This is a genomic window from Protofrankia sp. Cj5 (assembly GCF_917627405.1).
GTDB lineage: Bacteria > Actinomycetota > Actinomycetes > Frankiales > Frankiaceae > Protofrankia.
Genome location: NZ_CAKJTO010000083.1, coordinates 1 through 23,214, shown reverse-complemented (window position 1 = coordinate 23,214; position 23,214 = coordinate 1). Strand labels below are relative to the sequence as shown.

Sequence of the window (23,214 nt, the reverse complement as noted above, 5' to 3'; positions counted from 1 at the left end):
GGCACTACGTGCTGTTTGTCGGCGTGGCGTTCCGCTCGGCGTGGCAGTACCGGACGTCGCTGGTCCTGCTGACGATGGCCGAGACGCTCGCGACCGCCCTGGACTTCGCCGCGATCGGGATCGTCTTTGCCAACGTGGCCCACCTGCGGGATTTCGCTCTCGCCGAGGTCGCCTTCCTCTACGCGACGTCCGCGACCGCGTTCGCGTTGGCCGAATGCGTGCTCGGCCAGCTCGACCGGATCGGCTGGCAGATCCGGGACGGGAAAATGGACGCCGTCCTCACCCGTCCGGTATCGCCGCTGGTGCAGGCGGCGACCAGCGAGTTCTCGCCACAACGGGTCGGCCGGCTGGCCCAGCCCGCCGCTGTGCTCGCGCTGTCGCTCGCGGCTCTCGACCTCCGCTGGACCCCCGGGCGGATCATCCTGATCCCGCTGATGGTCGCCGGCGGCGCGCTGATCGCCGGCTCGTTGATCGTCACTGGCTGTGCGTGGCTGTTCGTCGCGCCGGACGCCTCCATGGCCGTGGCCGCCGCCCGTCAGGGCGCGGGCCTTGCCACCCAGTATCCGATGACGATCTACAGCAGGCACCTGCTGGTCCTGCTGACCTTCGTCGTGCCGGTGGCGTTCGTGAACTGGCAGCCCGCGCTGTACGTCCTGGCCCGGCCCGATCCCCTCGGGCTGCCGACCGCCGCGCGTTTCCTGGCCCCGGTGGTGGCGGCGCTCGCCGTGGCCGGTGCGGCCTGGGCCTGGCGGGCCGGCATCCGCCACTACCGCAGCACCGGCAGTTAGAGCGCGTTTGAGATCGTCATTCCGGCTCACCGCGTCCAGCTGCCCCCTGGCCGCGGCTCACTGATTGAAAGCCTGATCTCAAACACGCTCTCCGGGGCGTGTCTGATGGATGTTCGATCGCGCGGATCGATGCCCTGGCCCCGCCGATTACCCAGGCCTCAGGTCCCCGCGACGCTGTCGGAGTCCGGTGCCGAGTAGGCGCGGCCCTTCCAGGCCGCGCCCCGGCCCCGGTGGTGCGCCCGAGCCGAGTCCACGGTCATGATCATATAAAGGGCCGCGACCGCGGGGAGGGTCAGGACGACGGGCATGGGCTGGCGGTAGTACCGGATCATCGGGAGGTAGGTCACCGTCATCAGCACCCAGGCGCCGAGCCCGGCGGCACCGGCGACAGCCGCGGCAACGCCGCCGGCACCGGTGGCCAGCTCAGCCAGACCGGCCACGGCCGCCAGTGGTGGGACGAGGTAGGCCAGCACGAGCCCGGTGACCGTGGCCGCAAGCAGCATGGGGGAATGGCGCAGCTGGGTGTACGCGCTGCGGGCAACCATCTTCCACAGGTCCGCAAGCCGCGGGTAGGGCCGGACGCTGCGCACACCGCAGGGGCCGTGGTCAGCGAGCCCCAACCAGGTCCGGCCGCCGGCCCGCTTGACCGCTCTGGCCAGCGAGCAGTCGTCGATCACCGCGCCGGAGATGGCGGCCAGCCCACCGGCGCGTTCCAGCGCGGCCCGGCGCATGAGCACACACCCGCCAGCGGCGGCCGACGTCCTCGCGCCCGGCCGGTTGGCTCGACGGAACGGATAGAGCTGGGCGAAGAAATAGACAAACGCCGGGACGATGATCCTTTCCCAGCGGTTCTGGGTGCGTAGCACCGCCATCAGCGACGTGAGGTCAAGCCCGTACGTGGTGGCGTGGCCGACCAGCCGGAGGACCGAATCCGGCCCGTGAGCGATGTCCGCGTCGGTGAACAGCAGCCAGTTCACATCCGCTGGCACAGCGCGCAGCCCCTGTTCCAGCGCCCATACCTTGCCGACCCAGCCAGCCGGCCGCGGCTGGCTGGTGATGACCGTCAGCTCCACCCCGCCGGCGGCCTGCCGGCCAAGGTCACGGGCAACATCAGCGGTGCCGTCATCGCTGGCGTCGTCGACGAGCACGACCCGCAGCGGACCCGGGTAACGCTGACCAAGCAGGGACGGCAGGCTGTGCGGAAGCATCTCGGCCTCGTCCCGGGCGGGCACGATCACGGTGACCGCGGGCCAGCCCCCCGGCGGCTCCGCTCCGCCTCGTGCCCGGGAATCGTGCGCGTCAAGGCGCGTGTCGGTGCACCAGAACATTCCATGGCCACCCAGCAGCACCAACCAAACCAAAAGAGAACAAAGCGCGCAAGCTGCCAACGTTATCACGTAAGCCAGCCTCGCAGATTGCGCCCGCTCCGCCGGTCAGCAGCGCCGGACTGAGACGACAATACCGCCGCTCCCCGCCCGGAAGAATCGGCATTCTCCCCACCATGTCACCGAATTCGGAAATTATCACTGCCGCCGGGAAATAGCGGGTTCCAGGCGAATCACGATGGACTTGGACGTGGGAGTGTTGCTGACTCTGGCGGTGCTGTCCAAGGGCACCAGCACATTCGTCTCCGGGAAATAGGCGGCGGCGCAGCCAGCCGCGGTCGGGTACGCCACCACCCGGAAGTCCGGCGCGCGCCGGGCCACTCCGTCCACCCACTCGCTGACCAGGTCGACCTGGTCACCGTCAGCAATGGCCAGCGCGGCGAGGTCGTCGGGGTTGACGAACACGACCCGGCGGCCGTGGCGGACGCCGCGGTACCGGTCGTCCAGCCCGTAGATCGTGGTGTTGAACTGGTCGTGCGAACGGACCGTCTGCAACAGCAGCCGGCCGGCTGGGACGCGCAGCACGTCCAGGGTGTTGACGGTGAACCGGGCCCGTCCGGTCACGGTCGGGAAGGTCCGGGAATCACGCGGCGGGTGCGGCAGGACGAACCCACCGGGCCGCGCGGCCTTCACCTCGAAGTCCGCACAGCCGGGAACGACCCGGCCGATATGCGCGCGGACGCGGCCGTAGTCAGCGGCGAGCCCCTCCCAGTCGACGGCGACACGCTCGCCCAGCGTCGCCCGAGCCAGCCCACAGATGATCGCCATTTCCGAACGCAGCGACGCCGAGGCCGGCGCGAGGTTCCCCCGGGAGGCGTGCACCGCGCTCATCGAGTCCTCAACCGTGACGAACTGCGGCCCACCGGCCTGCACGTCGATCTCGGTGCGGCCGAGGGCCGGCAGGATGAGCGCCCGCTGACCGGTGACGGCGTGCGAGCGGTTCAGCTTCGTCGACACCTGGACGCTCAGGCGCAACCGCCGCATCGCGGCCTCGGTGACCGAGCTGTCCGGGGTGGCCGCGACGAAGTTCCCGCCGAGCGCGGTGAACACCTTCACCCGGCCGTCCCGCATCGCCCGCACCGTGTCGACCACGTCGAGGCCGGGCGCGCGCGGGGGGCCGAAACCGAACTCCGCGGCCAGCCGGTCGAGAAAGACCGGCGGTGGCTTCTCCCAGATGCCCATGGTCCGGTCGCCCTGGACGTTGCTGTGCCCGCGCACCGGGCACACCCCAGCGCCGGGACGGCCGATGTTGCCACGCAGCAGCAGGAAGTTGACGATCTCCCGGATCGTGGGGACGGAGTCGCGGTGCTGGGTGAGCCCCATCGCCCAGCAGACAATGATCTTCTCCGAGTCCAGCACCAGCCGCACGACCTGGTCGATCTCGGCGTCGGCGAGGCCCGTGGCGGCCCGCACGTCGGCCGCGGACAGCTTGCGCAGCCACGCGGCCATCTCGGTGAAACCGTCGGTGTGGGCGTCGATGAACGCCCGGTCGAGCACCCGGCCTGGTCGCGCCTCCTCCGCGGCCAGCAACCGAGCGTTGATCGCTTGGAACAGGGCCAGGTCACCACCGATCCGGATCCGCAGAAACCGATCGGCCAGCACGATCCCGGCGCCGAGGGCACCACTGGGGCGCTGCGGGTTGCGGAAGCGCAGCAGACCCGCCTCGGGCAGCGGGTTGACCGCGACGATGCGTGTGCCCGCGCGTTTCGCCGCCTCCAGCGCGGTGAGCATCCGCGGATGGTTCGTGCCCGGGTTCTGCCCCACAACAAAAATCAGATCGGCTTTGGCGAAATCGTCGAGGCTCACGCTGCCCTTGCCCACGCCGATCGTCTCGGTCAGCGCCGCTCCGGACGACTCGTGGCACATGTTCGAGCAGTCCGGCAGGTTGTTCGTGCCAAACGCCCGGACGAAAAGCTGGTAGGTGAAGGCGGCCTCGTTACTGGTCCGCCCGGATGTGTAGAAGGCGGCTTCATCGGGGCTGTCGAGCGCCCGCAGCTCGTCGGCGACGATCGCGAACGCGTCATCCCAGCTCACCGGAAGGTAGTGGGCATCCCCCGCCGCCTTGTACATCGGCTCGGTGAGGCGGCCCTGCTGACCCAGCCAGTAGCCGCTGCGGGCGGCGAGCTCATCGACGGAGTGCTCGGCGAAGAAGGCGGGGGTGATCCGCCGCAGGGTCGCCTCCTCGGCGACGGCCTTGGCACCGTTCTCGCAGAACTCGGCCGTGTGCCGGTGGCCGGGGGCGGCCTCCGGCCAGGCGCATCCGGGGCAGTCGAAACCGTTGACCTGGTTCAGCGCGAGCAGCGAGCGGGCTCCACGGCGGACCCCCAACTGGTCACGGACGTGCGCCATCGCATGCAGCACGCCGGGTATGCCGGCGGCCGACGGCGCGGGAGCGCCGACGATGATCCCGTCCTCGCCGGGGTCCTCTCGTGGGGCGTCACGTACCATCGTCGGAGTCCTCTCCCGCTGAACCGCGGCTCATCGCGTACCGCTGTTGGTCGCGCCGTTGGTGGTCGAGGCGCCGCCGCTCGTCGAGGCGGCGCTGTCAGCCAGCGGGCCGGCGATGCGATGCGCGCCGGTGTAGACGTTCATCGAGTCACCGCGGACGAACCCGACCAGCGTCATCCCGCTCTCCTCGGCCAGCTCAGCCGCGAGCGACGACGGCGCGGACACCGCGACGAGCGCGGGTATCCCAGCCAGCAGCGCCTTCTGGGCAAGCTCGAACGACGCGCGGCCGCTGACCACCAGAACCCGCTCGCGCAACGGCAGCTGACCGTCACGTACCGCCCAGCCGATGGCCTTGTCGACCGCGTTGTGCCGGCCCACGTCCTCCCGGACCACCAACAGGTTCCCGTCGGCGTCGGCGATCGCGGCCGCGTGCAGCCCACCGGTGACGGCAAAGACCTTCTGCTCGGCGCGCAGCCGGTCGGGCAGCACGAGCAGCACGTCCGGACGCAGTACCAGCGGGTCATCGGCCACCGTGTACCGGCTGCGCATCCGGACCCCGTCGATGCTGGTCCTCCCACACAGCCCGCAGGAGCTGCTGGTGTAGAAGGCGCGTTCGATACTGACGTCCGGCAACGCGACAGCCGGGGCCAGAGTGATATCGAGCACGTTGTAGGTCTGGCCGCCACCAGCCTGGCTCTCCGGGACCTGCCTCTCGGGGGCCTGGTGAGCGCCGGAGGGGTCGCCGCCGATGACATCACTACGTGCACCAACACAGTAACGCATCGCTGTGACATCCGCCCCGCCGCCGATGATCCCCTCGCCGACGAGAAAACCGAGGGCCAGGTCGACGTCGTGTCCGGGCGTGCGCATGGTGACGGCCAACGGCCTACCGCCCACCCGCAGCTCCAGCGGCTCCTCACCGGCCAGGCTGTCGGCCCGCGTCCCTCGCTCACCGTCAGCTGAGATCCGCACGACCCGTCTGCGTGCCGTCACCCGTCCCACACCGACCACACTGCCCCACGCGTCCCGCTGTGGCCAGTAGCCGGACCCCGCGCGCACCCTTCTACCGGGAGCGGGCCAGGACCACTCGTCGGCTCGGGGTGTCGGCGCCGCCCGGTAGGGTGATCGGCCATGCCAGCGCAACCGTTGCGGGAACTCGTCGAGCCAGGCTGGGCACGGGCCCTGGAGCCGGTGGCCGAGCGGATCACAGCCATGGGGGACTTCCTGCGCGCGGAGATCGCGGCGGGACGCACCTACCTTCCCGCCGGCCCAAACGTCCTACGGGCCTTCCAACAGCCCTTCGACGAGGTGCGGGTACTGATCGTCGGGCAGGATCCCTACCCGGCCCCGGGGATGGCCATCGGGTACAGCTTCGCGGTCGCGCCCGACGTGCGCAGGCTCCCCGGCAGCCTGGAGAACATCTTCCAGGAGCTGTGCGCGGACGTCGACGTGCCCAGGCCCGCGAACGGCGACCTGACGCCATGGACGCGGCAAGGCGTACTACTGCTGAACAGAGCCCTGACAACGGCGCCCCGGCAGCCCGGCTCGCACCGGGGCAAGGGCTGGGAGGAGGTCACCGAGCAGGCGATCCGGGCACTGGCCGGCCGGGGCAAGCCCCTCGTCGCGATCCTGTGGGGCGCGGACGCGCGTGGCCTGAAACCCTTCCTCGACGGCGTCCCCACGATCGAGTCCGCCCACCCCTCGCCTCGCTCCGCCGACCGCGGCTTCTTCGGATCCCGGCCGTTCAGCCGGGCCAACGACCTCCTGCTCCGCCAGGGAGCTCAGCCCGTCGACTGGCGCCTCCCATAACCGGATGGCCTTCCACGGGCACGCCCTGGCCCCCGCACCCCGGGTGGACATCGCGGCTCACGGGAAGCCGTGCACAGCACGGCGAATGTTCCTGTCCGGGGCGACTGGACCGTCTACCGATCGGTAGACTAGATGGTATGGCCATGACAACAATCAAGGTTGATACGGCCGTCCGGGACCGGCTGGCCTCCCTCGCCAGCGACCGCGGGACCACGATGGGCCGCATGCTCGCCGAGGTCGCGGACCGGCTCGAACGTGAGGCCTTCTTCGCGCGTGCCCGCGTGCAGCTCGACGAGCTCCGCGCCGCCGACCCGGCGGAGTGGGAGCGCGACCGGGCCGAGTCGGGCGCCTGGCAACGCGGCACCGACTCCGACGCGCTCGCGCTGCACGACGCACCCGGATGGTGGGAGTGACGGCGGTCCGCACCGGAGAGATCTGGCTCGCCACTCTCGACCCCGTGGTCGGCCATGAACAGGGCGGACGGCGCCCGGTCGTGGTCGTCTCGGCCGACGGGTTGCACAGCCTCCCCATCGGCATGGCCATCGTCGTCCCGCTCACCGGGACCGACCGCCATCTGGTGACCCAGCCCCGCCTCGCCGGGCCGGCGACCGGGCTGAGCAGGCCGAGCTTCGCGCGCCCGGAGGACACCCGGGCCATCGACACCTCCAGGCTGGTGCGGCGGCTCGGGACCACGAGCGCCGAGGACCTCGCGGCCGTTCGCAAGGTCCTGCGCTACTTCCTCGATCTTTGAGACGTTCCCGGGGCGTTGGCGAGTGCGAGCTGTTCCGGGTTCGGCCTCGCCGCCCGCGTCCGCGTCGGGGAGAACCGCGACGCCGAGGCCGCTTCCGTCCTGGTTGCTCAGGTGCGCGGCTGGCGAACGCCTGTTTGATCTGCGCGCGGGCGGCACGGAGTACCGTGGAGATAGTTGAAGGCTCAACAGCACCGCACCGGCCAGCGCCGAGGGGCACCAGGAGAAGATCATGGGTATCCACCGTCTCAACCACGTCGTCCTCTATGTCCGGGACGTCGCGCGCACGGCTGCCTTCTACACCGATGTCCTCGATTTCGAGAGCCTGCTAGTGCTGCCCGGGAAGGCCGCGTTCCTGCGGGCGCCGGACTCCACCAACGACCACGACATCGGCGTGTTCCAGATCGGCGCGGCCGCCGGCGCGTCGCAGGCAGGGCGTTCGACCGTGGGCATGTACCACATCGCGTGGGAGATCGGCACCCTCGCCGAGCTCGAGGCGACCGCGCACCGGCTCGCCGAGGCCGGTGCGCTGGTCGGCGCGTCCGACCACGGCACGACCAAGAGCCTGTACGCACACGATCCGGACGGTCTGGAGTTCGAGGTCGTCTGGCTGGTCCCCGCGCACCTGCTCGACGGGGCAGCGGTCACGGCCAAGACCAGCATCCGGCCGCTTGACCTCGCCACGGAGAAGGCACGCTACGGTGCGGACACGCGTGGCGGTCTGGGCGTCTCCATCCCCATCGGAGTCACCGTCTGAGCCGGAGCCGGCAGCTGCGGATCCGGTGACCGCGAGCCATGAAGCTGCCGGGGAACCGACGGCTCGCCGCCTCGCGTCTGTGTCTGTTCCTGTGTCTGGGTCTGGGTCTGGGTCTGGGTCTGACCGGGTGCCAGCAGGTGACGGCTCACCCATTCAACGGCCTCCCGGACAAACACCGTGCGGTTGCCAAGACCCATGATCTCGTGTCCCTCGCCCTCGAAGAGCAGGAACCGGCAGTCCACCCCCCGCGCCGTCGCCGCGGCGACGGTCTGCTCGGCTTCGATCACCGGGACGTTGGTGTCGTTAGCGCCGTGCACGACCAGCAGCGGCGCGGCCAGGCGATCCATCCGGCGCAGCGGGGAAAGCTCCCACAGCAGCACGGCATCACGCACGGGGTCGCCGTACTTGGTCACCGCGGGGCCGGCGATCCACGGTTCGGTGTGCGCGAAGAACGTGGCGAAATCCACCATCCCGCAGATGTCGACCCCCACGCGGAACAGCTCCGGGTAGGTGACCAGCGCGGCGAGCGTCAGGTATCCCCCGTAGGAACGGCCCGCGACGCCGACCCGCCCACTGTCGGCAATACCCGCCTCGACCAGATATTTCACGCAGGAAGCGACGTCGGCGATCCCGTCGAAGCGACGGCCGTGGTCGTCGGCGCCCGCGAAGGAACGGCCGTAGCCCGCCGACCCGCGCACATTCGGGGCGAACACGGCGATCCCGCGGGTGACCAGTGCCTGGAACAGCGGGGTGAAGGTGGGACGTTCCTGCGCCTCGGGCCCACCGTGGAAGAACAGCAGGGTGGGATAGGGGCCGAGCTCGCCCTGCGGGCGGTACAGCCAGCCGGACAGCTCCAGCCCGTCGTGCGCGCGCAACCGGTGCGGTACCGGGCGGACCAGCCTGGTCCGGGAACGGGCCGGGGGAGGCAGCACCGCCTCGGCAGCCGCCCCGGCGGCGGGGTCCGCGTTGCCGTCCAGATCGGCGACGGAGGCGAGCGCGGGCGCGGGGAAGGCGGTGGGGGCGTCAGAGACCATACATCGGTAACCGGTCGCGTCCGCCCCGAAATCGTAGGTCCACAACTCGCCAGGGACGGTCGAACCGACCAGGGCCAGCAGCAGACCACGGCCCCCGTCACGGACGAGCAGGCTGCCCGCGACGTCCCTCGGCAGAGGCGGGAGGCCCAGCCGGCTGCCCGAGCCCAGATCGACCAGGTCCAGGACGGTCCGCCCGTCCACGTTCCACGCCAGCACCGCGACCGGCCGTCCCCTGCACACGCCGGGCGCGGCGGCGTTGGGCACACCATCGGGAAGCAGCGCGAACCGTTCCAGGTCGGCGTCATCGCGGGCTGCCACGACCTCGGTGGCCCGTTGGGTCCCGTCGTCCGCGAGGGTTACCGCCAGCAGCGCGGCACGTTCGCGACCGGCATCGGAGAGCAGGTAGACGAGCTTCCCGGCGCCCGCGGCCACGCCCGCCGGGCCGAACCGGCCGAGCCCGACCGTGCCGGCTCCGTCCAACAGCGGGTGGCAGCGCCCGGTGACGCAGTCGACGAGGATGAGCCGGCGGACCCCTCGCGGGCCGTCCCGGAGCAGCAGCCGGTACCCGGTCGCGGTGTCGCCGTCGATGTCGCAGATGGCGAGCGCCTGGCCCGCGGCCAGGTGCTCGCGCCGCCCCGTTACGGGGTCGACAAGCAGGGCGTGGGTCATGCCCGACCGGACGGACTCGCAGATCGCGAGCGCGGTGCCGTCCGGTGTCCACCGGCCGAGCCCGGCGGCGCTCGCCGTACCGGCCTCCGAGCCGGTGGACGCATGGGGGCTTACGGCGGGATGCCAGCCGCCAGCGAGGCGACGCAGCCCACTGCCATCGGGACGGACGACCCGGACCTCGGTGTGCTCGCCGCCGCCGGGCGCCACCACGACAGCGATCCACCCGCCATCCGGCGACCAGAGCACCGACCGGACATGTCCGGCGCCGGTGTCCAGCGGCTGCTGCCTGCCGGTCGCGTCGCGCAACCATAGCCGCGGGGTGCCGTCCCGGTCGCTGACATAGGCGATCATGCCCGCGGGCCCCAGGCTCGGCGACGAACAGCTCGCCGCCGCCACCCAGTCATCCACAAGATCACCGGGGCCGGGACTGGCGCTGGCGCCGGTGCCGGCTACGTCGAACGGCCGTGGCTCGGCCGGGAACCAGTCCGTCATCATGCCACCCCCTGGGTCTGCAGCCACATCTCCAACAGCGCGGCCTGCCAGAGCGCGTTCGCGCCGAGAGTGGTCCGGTTGTCGTTCGGCGCGGCCAGCATGGCCTCGACCCACTCGGCGCGGAACAGGCCGCGGGCCTTGGCGACCGGGTCACTGAGCGATTCCCGGACCAGGTCCAGATAGGAACCGGACAGGTGCCGGATCGCCGGGACCGGGAAGTAGCCCTTGGGCCGGTCGATGACCTCAACCGGCATGATCGGCCGGCCGACCGCCTTGAGCACTCCCTTGCCGCCCGCGGCGAGTTTCAGCTTGGGCGGGCAGGCCGCCGCGAGCTCGACGAGCTCATGGTCGAGGAACGGGGTACGCGCCTCCAGACCGGCGGCCATGGTCATGTTGTCGACCCGCTTGACCGGGTCTTCCACCAGCATGACCGTCGAGTCGATGCGCAGTGCCGCGTCCACAGCGGTCGACGCGCCGGGCTCGGCGAAGTGGGTGGCGACAAATGCCCGGCTGACATCGGTGTCAAGGAGGTAGTCCGGCTCGACCATGGCCTCGAGCGCGCCGTGCGGCCGGTCCGCGAACACCCGCAGATAGTCCTCGACCGCCTCGCCGCGTTCGACGCCAGCCAGCGGCGGGTACCAGGAGTAGCCGGCAAACACCTCGTCCGCGCCCTGCCCGGACTGGACGACCTTCAGATGGCGGGAGACCTCCTGCGACAGCAGCTGGAAGGCGACGCAGTCATGGCTGACCATCGGCTCGCTCATCGCCTCGACCGTCGACTCGATCGCGGGCAGCAGCCGGTTACCAGCGACCCGGATCTGGTGATGATCGGTACCGAAGTGGCTCGCGATGACGTCGGAGTAGCTGAACTCGTCCCCGGACTCGCCGCCGGCCGCCTCGAATCCGACGCTGAACGTCGCGAGGTTCTCCTGCCCGGCCTCCGCGAGCAGCGCCACGATCAGACTGGAGTCAAGCCCCCCGGACAGCAGCACCCCGACCCCGACGTCGGCGACCATCCGCCGGCGCACCGCGGTGCGCAGCCGCTCACCGATCGCGTCCCGCCAGTCCGCCGCCGACCAGCCCTCGTACGCCGGGTCACGGGCGAAACTCGGATGCCAGTACAGCTCGTCGACGCTCGAGCCGTCCGCATCGATGATCCTCACGGTGGCCGCCGGCAGCTTGCGCACGGCGGCGAGGATCGTGCGCGGCGCCGGCACGACCGAGTGGAAGGACAGGTAGTGGTGCAACGCGACCAGATCGATATCGCCGCTGATCCCGCCGCTCGCGAGCAGCGCGGGCAACGTCGAGGCGAAGCGGACGCGGGTGGTGTCCGCCGTCACGTAGAGCGGCTTGATCCCCAGCCGGTCACGGCCGAGGACGAGCCGCCCGGTGTCGCGCTCGTGGATGGCAAAGGCGAACATCCCGACGAAGTGGTCCACACACCGGACACCCCAGCGGTGATAGGCCTTACCGATCACCTCGGTGTCGGAGGCCGAGAAGAAACGATAGCCCTGGACGGCAAGCTCGCCGCGAAGTTCGCGGTAGTTGTAGATACAGCCGTTGAAGACGGTCGTGAGGCCGAGCTCGCTATCGATCATCGGCTGCGAACCACGCTCCGACAGATCAATGATCTTCAGGCGGCGATGGCCGAACGCGACCGGCCCGGACGCCCACACGCCGCTGGCGTCCGGGCCGCGCGGCCGCATCCGGTCAGCCATCCTCGCCACCGCGTCCACATCGGCCGCGGCACCGTCGAACCGCAGTTCCCCGCTCAGACCGCACATGCTCGCTCCTGTCGGTCGTTTCATCGGTTCCGCGGTGGGCCAACGGTGGCGCGATCATCCGCCTGCCGTGCCACCGGCGGCCCAGGCCCCAGGCCCCAGATCCCAGGCCGCTCGACGGCGTGGCTACCACCATCGGCGCCCGTCGTTTCCAGAAGATGACGTCACCATTACGAACAGTAATGACCTGCCGCGGGCCTTAGCTCCGGCGGCGGCCACGTAGCGCGCCCAGCACCAGGGACGCCCTAATGCGGCAGCCAGGTGTCCTTGGAGCCGCCGCCGCGGGACGAGTTGACGATCAGGCTGCCAACCGGAGCGACCCTGGTCAGCGCGGCCGGCACGACCACCGCTTCCGCTCCGAGGTAGACAAAAGCCCGCAGGTCGACCGAGCATGGCTGGAGACGGCCATCATGCCAGGTCGGATGGGTCGACAGCCGCACCAGCTCCTGGCCGATCCAGCGGCGCGGATCAGCGATGATCCGCTGGCGGGCGGCCGCGAGCTCAGCGGTGTCCGCCCGCGGACCGATCAGCACGCCGTCCCCGCCGTAGCCCTCAGCCGGCTTGATCACCAACTCGTCGAGATGATCGAGCACGTACGCACACTGCTCGGGATCACCGCAGACGTAGGTCGTGACGTCGTCGAGTACGGGCTGCTCACCCAGGTAGTATTTGATCAGGCGCGGTACGTAGGCGTAGAGCACCTTGTCATCGGCAACTCCGTTACCCGGCGCGTTCGCGAGGCTGAGCGTCCCCGCGCGCACCGCCGCGATCAGCGCTGGGCCGAGCGGCAGGCCATCGGCGGCCACGGCCGTGGCGAGTTCGTCCTCGTCGAAGCGCCGGTACAGCACGTCGACGCGGCGTCGGCGGCCCCGGTCGAGGCGGTGGACCACCGTGCCCGAGGCGCCGTCCCCGACGGTGAGGTCGGCCGGTTCGACAAGCGCGACCCCCATCTCCTCCGCCAACAGGGCGTGCTCGAAGTGGGCCGAGTTGTCCGACCCGTCGGTGAGCACCGCGATCGCCGGCTCCCCCGCCGCCCGGATGGGGGCCGCCGCGACAAGCGCCTCGTGCAGCAGCGCGGGCACACCGTCGAGCCCGGCAATCCCGCCTGGCGGGATCAGATCGGGCAGTATGGAACCGGTCAGCCGCCGGCCTTCGATGGCGTAGGCGACGCCGGAGGGCACCCGCAGGTTGTCCTCCAGGACGAACCAGTTCCCGTTGGCATCACGGACCAGGTCGATGCCGGTGACGGTGGCCCGGATAGCGTTCGCGGGCACGGCGAAGCCAGCGGCCCGCATACCGGGCGCGTTGTGTACCGCCCAGGCCGGGAGCACACCGTCGCCTACCGCGGCCTGCTCGCCATAGGCATCGTGCAGGAAGGCCTCAAGCGCCCTGACACGCTGCGCCAGGCCGGCCCGCAGCCGCGACCAGTCCGCTTCGTCGACGATGCGTGGCACCAGGTCGAAAGGGAATGGTCGCGCCGCGTCATCTCCGGCCACCCGGAACACCACCCCGCGCAGGACCTGCTCGACGCCACGGGCCTCAACAAGCTCGGCCAGCATCGCCGGCCCGAGGCGCTCCAGGGTCCGCATCACGGCCCGGTACGGAGCGCGGACCGCGCCGCCGGTGTCGACCACCTCGTCGTAACCGTCGGGGTGGTACCCGCTGAGCAGGCTGGCCTGACCCGCGGTGCCGGGCTGTACCGCCGTACCGGGGGCACGGCCCGGCACCTGCCCCGGCACCGCGAGCGGCGCGTCGCGCGTCTCAGCCAGGACAAGATCTACAACGTCGCTGAGCCGCCCGCGCCGGGCGAAGGCCCGCCGCTGCCGGGCCGCGGCACTGCCACGCCCGATCACCTGCTGGGCGAGATCGGTCACCAGCTCCCAGTCACCGGCATGCTCAAGCTCGTTCCGCACCTCATGGATGAGCCGCCACAAAAGATCATATGCCGGTACCGGAGCCGCCCCGGCCACATCGACCAGGTCGCCCTCGATCCCGGATCGCGCCGCCCGCCAGGTGGCCGCCCGCAGCAGCTCGGTACGCGGCGGCGGTGCCGGCACACCGATCCCGATCGCCAGGATCGCCCGGCGGACGAGCGCGCGGAACAGGCCCGCGATGAGAATGACGTTGTCGACGTCCGGGCATGCGTCGCAGATGCGCAGTTCGACCGTGGGCAGGTGGGCGGATGGGCGGACGTCGAAGTAGACCATGCCCGAATCGCTGATCACCCCCGATTTGATCAAATCGGCGACCAGCTGATCGTATTCGGCCGCGGTGCTGAACGAACCGGCGACGCCAGCGGTCGGCCACCGCTGCCAGACCAGGGTGCGTACGCTCGCATACCCGCTGTCAACGCCCTTCCAGTAGGGGGAGCTTGCCGACAGCGCCAGCAGCATCGGCAGCCACGGCGCGATCCAGGCGACCACCGCCATGGCGAGATCACGGTCCGCGACGTCCACATGCACCTGAGCGCCACAGATCAGCTGTTCCCTGGCCAGCAGCTGATAATCGGCGAGCATCTGTTCATAACGCGGGTCGCGACTGATCTCCAGCACGCCCGGATCGACCAGCGGGACAGTTCCCGCGGCCGCGGGACCGAGGCCGAGCGGCTCGGCGACCGAGGCGAGCTCACGCCGCAGGTCCAGCAGGTCGGCCCGCAGGTCAGCAAGATCGGTACAGGGACGGCTGTTGGTTTCGACCACGGACTTCAACAGCTCCGCGGCAAAGCGATCGGCCGGAAGGCGGTCAAGGATCGCGCTGGCCCGCGGTACGAGCTGGCGGGACGCGAGATCGAGGATGTGAAACTCCTCCTCGACGCCGACAGCCGCAATTCGGTCGTCGCTCATGGCTGACGACGCTACGGCCATTTGGCTACAGAAGCACGCCATAAGAGCGCCCGGCCGTTGAGAACGGGCACGTTTTCCGGCATTGCCGCGGACATGCCAGCGGGCGCGCCGAGCGCCGGGGTGGCCTGGCGAGGCCGCGGACGGCCGCCCGGCCAGCCCGAGGCGCGCTGACATCGCGGTAACTATCGGCACTTATCGATAATAATCAGCCACCAAACTCCGCCACTTCGCGGTCATCCTGCCACCCCTCGTGCACTTCAGTGACTTGTAATGTCACAATGCAACCTCGCCAGCACTTCTGGTGACATCGCCAACGCCAAGAGTATGATCTTCAAACGAAGGGTGCTGACGTGCGACCACGGGAATATGCCCCGTCCGCCCACAGCTGGATGTGTCTGGAGGGCCGATCATCATGGCGTTACTGAACGCGACCGACATCGCAACGGCCGGACCGGTCGCCATCTCCGCGTCCGCGAAGCCGGCGGACGCCGCCGGCCCGGGCGCGGCGATGATCAGCGAGAGCCGCATCGGCAGACAGGTACGCGTACCCAAGACCGCCGAGCTGGTCGCCGCGCATCTGCGGCGCCAGATAGTGCGCAACGAGCTGGTCGAGGGCGATGCGCTTCCCCCGGAAGCCGTGCTGATGGAACAGTTCGGCGTCTCCCGTCCCACGCTGCGCGAGGCGTTCCGGGTCTTGGAGTCCGAAGCGCTGATCAGCGTACGGCGCGGGGCGCATGGCGGGGCCCGCGTCCACACGCCCAATGGCGACGTGGCCGCCCGCTACGCGGCGCTGGTCCTGGAGCACCGCGGCACGACCCTCGCCGACATCCACCAGGCCAGAGCCCTCATTGAGCCACCCTGTGCCCGCCAGGTCGCCGAACGCCACACCGATGACGATCTTGTAGCGCTGCGGGCGGCCCTCGCCTCGGTCGAGGCCGCCGGCAACAGCCCCGGTCAGCTACAGGCCGCGAGCGCGGACTTCCGCCGCCTGCTGGTGGAGCTCGCCGGCAACCAGACCCTGATCGTCCTCGCCGGCATGCTGCGCCATATCGTCAGCCTGGTGGATGGCAGCGGCCTGATCCCCGGCAGCGGACCGGCGGAGCCAGCCACCGACGGCGAGCATCACCACCCGCACCACCAGCTGGTGACGCTGATAGAAGCGGGCGAAGCGAGCGCGGCCGAGGACCTGTGGCGTCGCCATCTGCTGGCGGCGGACCCCTTCGCCGGGCACGACCAGGCCACAGTCATCGACCTGTTGGGAGGGGTCCCGGCGCCGGGTAGGTAATGTCGATCAGGTGACCCGCGCCGAGACCGACTCGCTGGCCGAGGTCCTCAACCTCGACCGCATTGAAACCAACATCTTCCGCGGCTGGTCCTGGCACACCGCACCGACCAGGGTGTTCGGCGGCCATGTCGCGGCACAGGCACTGATCGCCGCTGGTCAGACCGTTGCCGCTGATCGCCCGGTGCATTCGCTGCACGCCTACTTCCTGCTACCGGGTGATCCCGCGGCGCCGATCATCTATGAGGTCGACCCGATTCGTGACGGGCGTTCCTTCACGACCCGGCGTGTGGTCGCCATCCAGCACGGCAAGGCCATCTTCAACATGTCCGCGTCGTTCCACCACACGGCGGAGGGTCTCGAACACCAGGCGGCGATGCCGGTGATGCCGCCGCTGCCGCCGCCCGGTGGCCCAGCCGCACCATCCGACGATGTGTTCTCCGACGGCCGGGGGGTCGAGCCGTTCTTCCGGCGCTACCTGGACGTCCTGCCCATCGCGAGCAGCGCGCCGGACGGCTCCGTCCAGCCGCCGGTCGTCTCCCATCTCGGGGATCCGCATGCGCCCCACCAGCGGCGATGGTTCCGCGCCCGCGGGCCGCTGCCCGACGACCCGCTCTACCACGCATGCGCGGTCACGTACGCCTCCGACCTCCATCTGATCACGACGACTGTGCTCCCGCACCGGACACCGGAAGGGCCGCGGATCTCGCTGGCGAGCCTGGACCACGCGATGTGGTTCCACCGCCCGTTCCGCGCGGACGAATGGCTGCTCTACATTCAGGACAGCCCGTCGGCGTACGGGGAACGCGGCTTCACCCGCGGGGAGATATACACCGCCGACGGCCGGCTTGTCGTTTCCGTCGCGCAGGAGGGACTGATGCGGCAGCGGCCCTGACGCGCCCTTCTTTTCCATCGTGTTCTCTGCGCATGCGCGTTTCCAGCGTTTCGCGTTTCTTCGTTCTCCGCGCTGCCGGCCGGCAGGACGGGCCGGCTCCCGACCAAAGGCTGGGCCGTTCAGTCGTCGGCGGCGCGGGCAGGGACCGGCTGCCGGACGGACCACGCGGCCGGCAGGGACAGCACCATCGTGAGCCCGCCGCCGGGGGTGTCGTCGGTACTCAGCGAACCTCCCATGGCCTCGGCCAGACCGCGGGACAATGCCAGGCCCAAGCCGACACCGGTGGTGTTGTCCCGGTCGCCGAGACGCTGGAAAGGCTGGAAGACCCGGTCGCGGTTCTCCGCCGGGATGCCTGGCCCGCGGTCGATAACGCGGATCTCGACCCGATCGTCGAGAGCACTCGCGGTGATGACTGGACGGGTCCCCGTGGGGGAGTACCGGAGCGCGTTCGAGACGAGGTTGACCAGCACACGCTCGACGAGGGCGGGGTCCGCGTGGATGTCGGGCAGCTCCTCGGGCATCTGGATCTCCACGTTCCGGGCGGGCGGGCCGAGTTCGTCGAGAGCGTGCGGGATGACGCCGTCGACACCGACCGGCCGGGGGAAGACACTGAGCGCGCCGGCCTGCAACCGGCTCATGTCGAGCAGGTTGTCGACGAGCCGGGTGAGCTTGTCCATGGACTCGTCGGCGGTCGCGAGCAGTTCCGCCTGTTCGTCCCGGGTCCAGGCGACGTCCCCGCCGCGCAGCCCGGTGATGGCGGCCTTGGCCGAGGCCAGCGGTGTGCGCAGATCATGGCTGACCGCGGCGAGCAGCGCCGTGCGTATCCGGTCGGTTTCGGCCAGAGGGCCGGCCTCGGCCGCGGCTTCGGTGAGGCGGCGCTGTTCGAGCGCGAGCGCGGCCTGGGCCGCGAATGCGGCGAGTATCCGGCGGTCCGCGGCGGGCAGCGGACGTCCACGCAGCACCAGCGCGAGGTTGTCCCCAATGGGGACGTCCACGTCACCGTCCTCGGGCCGGGTGCACGGGTCGGTCCCGATGCTGTGCACGACCCGCCATCCGCGCACGCTCCCGCCGTCACGGCCCGCGCCGGAGCGCTGCTCGGATCGTTCCAGCAGGGTGGCGGCCATCATGCCGAACGTCTCGCGCGCCCGCGAGAGCAGGGCCGGCAGCGCGTCCTCGCCGCGCAGGACGCTGCCGGCGAGCACGGACAGCGTCGCGGCCTCGGCTGAGGCCCGCGCCGCCTGGGCGTACCGGCGCGCGGCAAGATCGACAACCCGGCTGACCATGATTCCCACAAGGATGAAGGCGACGAGCGCAAAGGCATTGTTGCGTTCCGCGATCGTCCAGTGGCGCAGCGGCGGGGTGAAGTAGTAGTTCAGCATCAGCGAGCTCGCGACCGCGGCGAGCAGCGCCGGCCAGAACCCACCGACCAGCGCGACGACCACCACGGCGAGCAGATAGGTGAGAGCGTCGGTGGTGAGGTTGAGCGAACCACGGGAGTTCGCCAGTACGACGGTGAGCAGCGGGAGCAGGCCGGCCACCAGCGCGGCCGCGATCAACCGGCGGCGCGGCGTCAGGCCGTGCGCGAACCGCGGCAACCGCCAGCCTCGACCGATCTCCTCGTGGGTGACCATGTGGACGTCGATCGATCCGGACAGCTTGGTCGTGGTGACGCCGATGCCCGGACTGAACATCTGCGCGAGCCAGCCACGCCGGCTGGCGCCGAGCACCAGCTGCGTCGCGTTCTCCGCGCGGGCGAAGTCGAGCAGCGCGGTCGGGACGTTCTCGCCGATGACGTGGTGATAACTGCCGCCAAGGCTTTCCACCAGCGCCCGCTGTCGCGCGAGGGCCTGTGGGTTCGCGCCGGTGAGACCGTCGGACCGGGCGACGTGCACGGCAAGCAGGTCGGAGCCCTTGCTGCGGTCAGCGATCCGGACGGCCCGGCGGATCAGGGTGTCCCCCTCGGGGCCACCGGTGAGCGCGACCACCACCCGTTCACGGGTTTCCCAGGTACCGGCGATGCCGTGCTCCGCGCGGTACCGGTCGAGCTGCTCGTCCACCTTGTCGGCTACCCACAGCAGTGCAATCTCACGTAACGCGGTCAGGTTGCCGATCCGGAAATAGTTCGACAGCGCCGCGTCGACCTTCTCCGGAGCGTAGATGTTGCCGTGCGCCATCCGCCGGCGAAGCGCCTCCGGAGCCATGTCGACCACCTCGACCTGGTCGGCCTCACGGACGACGTCATCGGGCACGGTCTCCCGCTGCGGCACCCCCGTGATCCTCTCGACCACGTCGTTGAGTGACTCCAGGTGCTGGACGTTGACATTGGAGATGACGTCGACACCGGCGTCAAGGAGCTCGCGGACGTCCTGCCAGCGCTTGGTGTTGCGGCTGCCGGGGACGTTCGTGTGGGCGAGCTCGTCGACGACGGCGACCGCGGGCTTGCGGGCGAGCACCGCGCCGAGGTCCATCTCGGTGAACACCGCGCCCCGATAGGAGATCTCCTTTCGCGGGACGACCTCCAGGCCTTCCAGCAGCGCGGCCGTCTTCGGCCGGCCGTGGGTCTCCACGAAGCCGACGACCACGTCGGTGCCCCGGTCGTGACGCCGGTGGGCCTCATCCAGCGCGGCGTAGGTCTTACCCACGCCAGGTGCCGCACCGAGGTAGACACGCAACGTTCCCCGAGTCACGGCACCCATCCTGCGCCATCCGCGCGTCCGCCGCGAGGCACGCCGAACGCATACAGAAAGCAAACATTCGTTTACGACGAACAACAACAAAATCACAAAACAAGACATAAGGAACGGTCCACGAACACTCGTCACCCTCCGGAAGAGCAACCAGCGAACAGGGCAATGCGATGGAAGAGGCTAGTGATCTGCGCTATAGCGGGACTCAGACGACGAACGGACGATTACCGTAGCGGGCATGCCGCAAGCAGGACTTGCCTGGCAGACACTGCACGATGCCGGCGCGCTCGCACTGGTCGACACCGCGTCCCACCGGGCCGCCGCGGTTGCTCGACCATGTACGCCCGAGCTGGACATCGCGGATATCGTGGAGGCTGAACGCCTAGTCCAGGCCTGGGCGGACGCATCCACACGGCGTGCGGCGGAAGAAGCGCTGGCCGGCCGGCTCGCCGCCGACTCCACCCGGCTGCTGCGCTCGCTGAGCTGGCTGTTGGCGATGTGGGCGGTAACGCTGCACCTACGGACCGGTGAACAGCCACACACGGTCATCCGGTCGTTGACCTACCGCGGAGTGTGGCGCAGTGCCGAGGCACCTCATTGCGAAGGCGTCTGGGAATCACTGAGCCAGCGGGTCCGCGTCGGCGCGCTGGCCGCGCTGACCGGAGACAGCGACGCCGCGCACGCGTTCCGGCTGGCGATCTGCCAGCCTCCCGGTATCGCCGAGGTGCTGTTGCACCACGCGCTGTCCGTCATGGGCGACCTCGCCCGCAACATGCATGCCATCGGTATCGACCCCACCGACCTGGCCCGCACACTCGCCGCTTACACCACGGAGCCGCCCGCCATCCAGCCGGCTTCCTTCCGCCCGCTGGGCTGACCGGCCCGCCGCCATAAATAATCTTCTGTGGCCATGATGTGATCGGCGGAGGCAACTCGGACAGCGCGCCGCCGCCATGCGACAGTTGGATGTCCGATGTGGCGGCGACGGGGAGTGGTAAGTGACCCTGCGGAAACGGGAACCGAACACGAGACAGCCTCGGTCCGGACCTGCCAGCGCGTTGCCGGCGGTGGCCGGTTTCTCGACCAGGCCGGTCATGACCAGGGCCGGGGACTGACGCCGACCGTGCCGTCCGACATGCCCTCCGCCGGCTCCGCACCCGCCGGCCTCACCAGCCTCACCGGTCTCACCGGTCTCGCCGGGCGGGCGGAGGCACCCGGTGTGCTCTCGGCCGGGCGTCACCTGCGCGCGCCGGAAATCGTCGAAGCGGCCGTCCTCGTCGACCTGGTGATCGCTATCTGCCTGGTCGCGCGCTTCCTTCCGCTCGGTTGGGTGCTGACGATCCCCGCGGCGGTCCCGGCGGCGGTGCTGGCCGCGCGCTGGCGGCTGCGCACGGCCAGCACGGCGATATTCACGGCCATGGCGGTGGCCGTTCTCCTCGGCGGCACCGGGTTCGCGATCACCATCACCTCCTGCATGATGAACGGCACCGTGCTCGGCACGGCCCACCGTCGGCGGTGGGGTCTCCTGCGCACGGCAGCGGTGACCGTCGGCACACTGTGGGTGCCGGTCGCGCTTGTCATGGACGCGCTGTTCGGCGTTCTCACCCAGCTGCGCGGGCTGTTGCTCGCCGAGATCATCAACAGTTGGGACGGCGCCCGGAGCAGCATCGCGCGGCTCGGGATCACACCGGACAACCCCGGGCTGGCGGCGGCGGACTGGGTTGTCCGGTGGGGCACGACGCACTGGTGGGCGCTGCTACCGATCACGCTGCTGGCGAACACGGCGGTGAACGTGCTCGCCGCCGGAGTGGTCATCCGGCCGGTACTGCGCCACCTCGCCGCCAGCGCACCATCCGCCCGGACCGACCAGCCGAACCCGCCGGGGTGGATACCCAGGCGCAGGACGGCGGGCAGTCCGCACCATCCGCGACCGCACGCACAGCCATGCCCACAGCCATGCCCACAGCCATGCCCACAGCCGCACTCGGGGCCACACTCGCGGCCACAGCCTGATACGCAGCCGCGGCCTCTTCCCGTGCGGCTCGAATCGGTGACGTACCGCTACCCGGGGGCCGCGCGGGACGCCGTCCACGATGTGTCGCTCACCATCCGGCCAGCGGAGTTCGTGGCGATCCTGGGCAGCAACGGGTCCGGGAAGTCCACGCTCGCCCGGATCATCGGTGGCTGGAGTCCCACCGACGGACAGGTGCTACGGCCCGGTGACTGCGCGCTCGGCCGGCCCGGCGGCACTTCCATGATTTTCCAGCGGCCGGAGTCGCAGGTACTGGGTGTGCGGGTCCGCGACGACATCGTGTGGGGCCTGCCGGAGGGTGGCCGGACGGTCGACGTCGAGGCTCTGCTGGCGAAGGTCGGGCTCGCCCAACTCGCCGACCACGAAACCGCGACGCTGTCCGGCGGGCAGCTACAGCGGCTGGCGGTCGCCGCGGCGCTCGCGCGGGCGCCACGGCTGCTCGTGTCCGACGAGTCCACCGCCATGGTGGACGCCGACGGCCGCCAGCAGCTCACCGAGCTGCTGGCGCGGCTTCCCGGCGAAGAGGGGGTCACGGTCGTGCACGTGACCCACCGCCGCGCCGAGGCGATGCGCGCACACCGCCGCATCACTCTCGACAGCGGCCGGATGACACCGGCGGACGGCGCGGCAGCCGGCCCGACCACCTGCGTGTCTGTCGATCCCCGCCCGGATCCGCGCCCAGGCCCACCCGCAGGCCCGTGCCAGCACGCCGAGGCGTCACCGCTGGTCTGCCTCAACGGTGTCGGGCAGATCTACTCCCCTCGATCACCATGGGCGCACCGGGCGCTGACCGACGTGTCCTTCCAGCTCGGCATCGGTGAATCAATCGTGATCAACGGCCGTAACGGATCGGGGAAGTCGACGCTCGCGGCCGTCCTCGCCGGTCTGCTCAGCCCCTCCGAAGGCGATGCCCACATGTCCGGCCGACCGCTGACCGCCTGTCCCGGCGAGATCGGACTGGCCGTGCAGCACTCCCGGCTCCAGCTGCTGGCACCCACCGTAGGTGCTGATGTGCGTGCCGCCGCCGGGGTGAGCGCGGCCGCCGCCGACGACGCGCTGGCCGCCGTCGGCCTGGATCCCGCGGTGTTCCGGGACCGGCGGGTGGAGAACCTCTCCGGCGGCCAGCTGCGCCGCGCCGCGCTCGCCGGGCTGATCGCCCGCCAGCCCCGCCTGATGATCCTCGATGAGCCGCTGGCGGGGCTGGACATCCCGTCACGGCGAACCCTCATCAAGGTGCTCGCGGACCTTCGCGTCCGCACCGGCTTGACGTTGGTCGTGATATCCCACGACTTCGACGGCCTAGCCGATGTGATCGAGAGAACGATCGTCCTGGACGGGGGACGCCTGGTCCACGACGGGCCTTTCCGCGGTGACCGGCCGCAGCGCGTGCCGGCGGCTGCCCCGCCAGCCATCGCCCGCGCCGGCGGCGTCCGGACACTCCCCCGACCGCGCCATGCGGTGGTCACCGCCAGCGCACAGAGCGCGGCAGTCATCGATACCGGGAGTCCCCGCGCCACCCCGGCGCCGGTCGCCGTGGCGGCTGCGCACGCACGCCGGCCCGAGC

16 protein-coding genes are annotated in these 23,214 nt (G+C 70.5%); 9 read left to right on the top strand and 7 right to left on the bottom strand.

The annotated features are described in order from the left end of the window. On the top strand, window positions 1–788 hold a 788-nt coding region (locus MJ777_RS16915; RefSeq protein ID WP_370652746.1), incomplete at its 5' end, for an ABC transporter permease. 158 nt (window positions 789–946) lie between these two features. Here the strand turns inward: MJ777_RS16915 and MJ777_RS16910 are convergent. From MJ777_RS16910 to fdhD, 3 genes are all read right to left on the bottom strand, one after another. Further along, window positions 947–2,185 (bottom strand): glycosyltransferase, encoded by a 1,239-nt coding sequence (locus MJ777_RS16910; protein WP_370652745.1) that lies wholly within the window; start codon window positions 2,183–2,185, stop codon window positions 947–949. A 126-nt stretch (window positions 2,186–2,311) separates the two neighbouring features. After that, on the bottom strand, window positions 2,312–4,621 hold the full coding sequence (locus tag MJ777_RS16905; RefSeq protein ID WP_239377112.1) for an FdhF/YdeP family oxidoreductase: 2,310 nt from the start codon (window positions 4,619–4,621) through the stop codon (window positions 2,312–2,314). 30 nt (window positions 4,622–4,651) lie between these two features. Then, window positions 4,652–5,623, bottom strand: coding sequence for a formate dehydrogenase accessory sulfurtransferase FdhD (fdhD, locus tag MJ777_RS16900; protein ID WP_239309357.1), 972 nt, complete (start codon window positions 5,621–5,623; stop codon window positions 4,652–4,654). Window positions 5,624–5,752: 129 nt separating this feature from the next. Here fdhD and MJ777_RS16895 point away from each other — a divergent pair, with 129 nt between their 5' ends. The 4 genes from MJ777_RS16895 to MJ777_RS16880 all read left to right on the top strand — a co-directional run bounded on the left by MJ777_RS16895 (window position 5,753) and on the right by MJ777_RS16880 (window position 7,935). Next, window positions 5,753–6,430, top strand: coding sequence for a uracil-DNA glycosylase (locus tag MJ777_RS16895; RefSeq protein ID WP_239377111.1), 678 nt, complete (start codon window positions 5,753–5,755; stop codon window positions 6,428–6,430). Between the two features lie 143 nt (window positions 6,431–6,573). Beyond that, window positions 6,574–6,843 carry a hypothetical protein gene (locus MJ777_RS16890; RefSeq protein WP_239309345.1) on the top strand — a complete coding sequence of 90 codons (270 nt, stop codon included), beginning with the start codon at window positions 6,574–6,576 and terminating at the stop codon, window positions 6,841–6,843. Beyond that, window positions 6,831–7,181: a type II toxin-antitoxin system PemK/MazF family toxin gene (locus MJ777_RS16885; protein WP_239309346.1), complete on the top strand. Its 351-nt coding sequence runs from the start codon at window positions 6,831–6,833 to the stop codon at window positions 7,179–7,181. The genes MJ777_RS16890 and MJ777_RS16885 overlap by 13 nt, the downstream gene beginning before the upstream one ends. Before the next feature lie 229 nt (window positions 7,182–7,410). Further along, window positions 7,411–7,935, top strand: coding sequence for a VOC family protein (locus MJ777_RS16880; protein WP_239309347.1), 525 nt, complete (start codon window positions 7,411–7,413; stop codon window positions 7,933–7,935). Here the strand turns inward: MJ777_RS16880 and MJ777_RS16875 are convergent. The 3 genes from MJ777_RS16875 to MJ777_RS16865 all read right to left on the bottom strand — a co-directional run bounded on the left by MJ777_RS16875 (window position 7,875) and on the right by MJ777_RS16865 (window position 14,754). Further along, complete coding sequence (locus MJ777_RS16875) at window positions 7,875–10,130, bottom strand: prolyl oligopeptidase family serine peptidase (RefSeq protein ID WP_239377110.1); 2,256 nt, start codon at window positions 10,128–10,130, stop codon at window positions 7,875–7,877. The two genes, MJ777_RS16880 and MJ777_RS16875, sit on opposite strands and share 61 nt — an antisense overlap. Beyond that, a complete protein-coding gene (locus tag MJ777_RS16870) occupies window positions 10,130–11,914 on the bottom strand; it encodes an N-acetylglutaminylglutamine amidotransferase (RefSeq protein ID WP_239377109.1) in 1,785 nt (594 codons plus the stop codon). The genes MJ777_RS16875 and MJ777_RS16870 overlap by 1 nt, the downstream gene beginning before the upstream one ends. 242 nt (window positions 11,915–12,156) lie before the next feature. After that, window positions 12,157–14,754 carry a carboxylate--amine ligase/circularly permuted type 2 ATP-grasp protein gene (locus MJ777_RS16865; RefSeq protein ID WP_239309350.1) on the bottom strand — a complete coding sequence of 866 codons (2,598 nt, stop codon included), beginning with the start codon at window positions 14,752–14,754 and terminating at the stop codon, window positions 12,157–12,159. A 412-nt stretch (window positions 14,755–15,166) separates the two neighbouring features. Here MJ777_RS16865 and MJ777_RS16860 point away from each other — a divergent pair, with 412 nt between their 5' ends. Together MJ777_RS16860 and MJ777_RS16855 are read left to right on the top strand one after the other, a co-directional pair. Further along, entirely contained in the window at window positions 15,167–16,039 is an 873-nt protein-coding gene (locus tag MJ777_RS16860; protein WP_239377108.1) for a FadR/GntR family transcriptional regulator, read from the top strand. 10 nt (window positions 16,040–16,049) lie between these two features. Beyond that, the gene (locus MJ777_RS16855; RefSeq protein ID WP_239309352.1) at window positions 16,050–16,931 is read left to right on the top strand and encodes an acyl-CoA thioesterase II; all 882 of its coding nucleotides are present in this window, start codon (window positions 16,050–16,052) and stop codon (window positions 16,929–16,931) included. Between the two features lie 119 nt (window positions 16,932–17,050). Here MJ777_RS16855 and MJ777_RS16850 read toward each other — a convergent pair whose 3' ends face one another. Beyond that, window positions 17,051–19,627: an ATP-binding protein gene (locus MJ777_RS16850; RefSeq protein ID WP_239309353.1), complete on the bottom strand. Its 2,577-nt coding sequence runs from the start codon at window positions 19,625–19,627 to the stop codon at window positions 17,051–17,053. A 229-nt stretch (window positions 19,628–19,856) separates the two neighbouring features. Between MJ777_RS16850 and MJ777_RS16845 the strand changes: the two genes are divergently transcribed. Continuing rightward, window positions 19,857–20,495: a hypothetical protein gene (locus MJ777_RS16845; RefSeq protein ID WP_239309354.1), complete on the top strand. Its 639-nt coding sequence runs from the start codon at window positions 19,857–19,859 to the stop codon at window positions 20,493–20,495. A 114-nt stretch (window positions 20,496–20,609) separates the two neighbouring features. After that, the coding region (locus MJ777_RS16840; protein ID WP_239377107.1) for an ABC transporter ATP-binding protein at window positions 20,610–23,214 on the top strand (2,605 nt) is incomplete at its 3' end.

What these genes read in the sequence shown, in the direction of transcription:
- MJ777_RS16905 (WP_239377112.1), bottom strand. Translation starts at nt 4,621, where the DNA reads ATGGTACGTGACGCCCCACGAGAGGACCCCGGCGAGGACGGGATCATC.
- MJ777_RS16895 (WP_239377111.1), top strand. Translation starts at nt 5,753, where the DNA reads ATGCCAGCGCAACCGTTGCGGGAACTCGTCGAGCCAGGCTGGGCACGG.
- MJ777_RS16890 (WP_239309345.1), top strand. Translation starts at nt 6,574, where the DNA reads ATGACAACAATCAAGGTTGATACGGCCGTCCGGGACCGGCTGGCCTCC.
- MJ777_RS16885 (WP_239309346.1), top strand. Translation starts at nt 6,831, where the DNA reads ATGGTGGGAGTGACGGCGGTCCGCACCGGAGAGATCTGGCTCGCCACT.
- MJ777_RS16880 (WP_239309347.1), top strand. Translation starts at nt 7,411, where the DNA reads ATGGGTATCCACCGTCTCAACCACGTCGTCCTCTATGTCCGGGACGTC.
- MJ777_RS16875 (WP_239377110.1), bottom strand. Translation starts at nt 10,130, where the DNA reads ATGACGGACTGGTTCCCGGCCGAGCCACGGCCGTTCGACGTAGCCGGC.
- MJ777_RS16870 (WP_239377109.1), bottom strand. Translation starts at nt 11,914, where the DNA reads ATGTGCGGTCTGAGCGGGGAACTGCGGTTCGACGGTGCCGCGGCCGAT.
- MJ777_RS16865 (WP_239309350.1), bottom strand. Translation starts at nt 14,754, where the DNA reads ATGAGCGACGACCGAATTGCGGCTGTCGGCGTCGAGGAGGAGTTTCAC.
- MJ777_RS16860 (WP_239377108.1), top strand. Translation starts at nt 15,167, where the DNA reads ATGGCGTTACTGAACGCGACCGACATCGCAACGGCCGGACCGGTCGCC.
- MJ777_RS16850 (WP_239309353.1), bottom strand. Translation starts at nt 19,627, where the DNA reads ATGGGTGCCGTGACTCGGGGAACGTTGCGTGTCTACCTCGGTGCGGCA.
- MJ777_RS16845 (WP_239309354.1), top strand. Translation starts at nt 19,857, where the DNA reads ATGCCGCAAGCAGGACTTGCCTGGCAGACACTGCACGATGCCGGCGCG.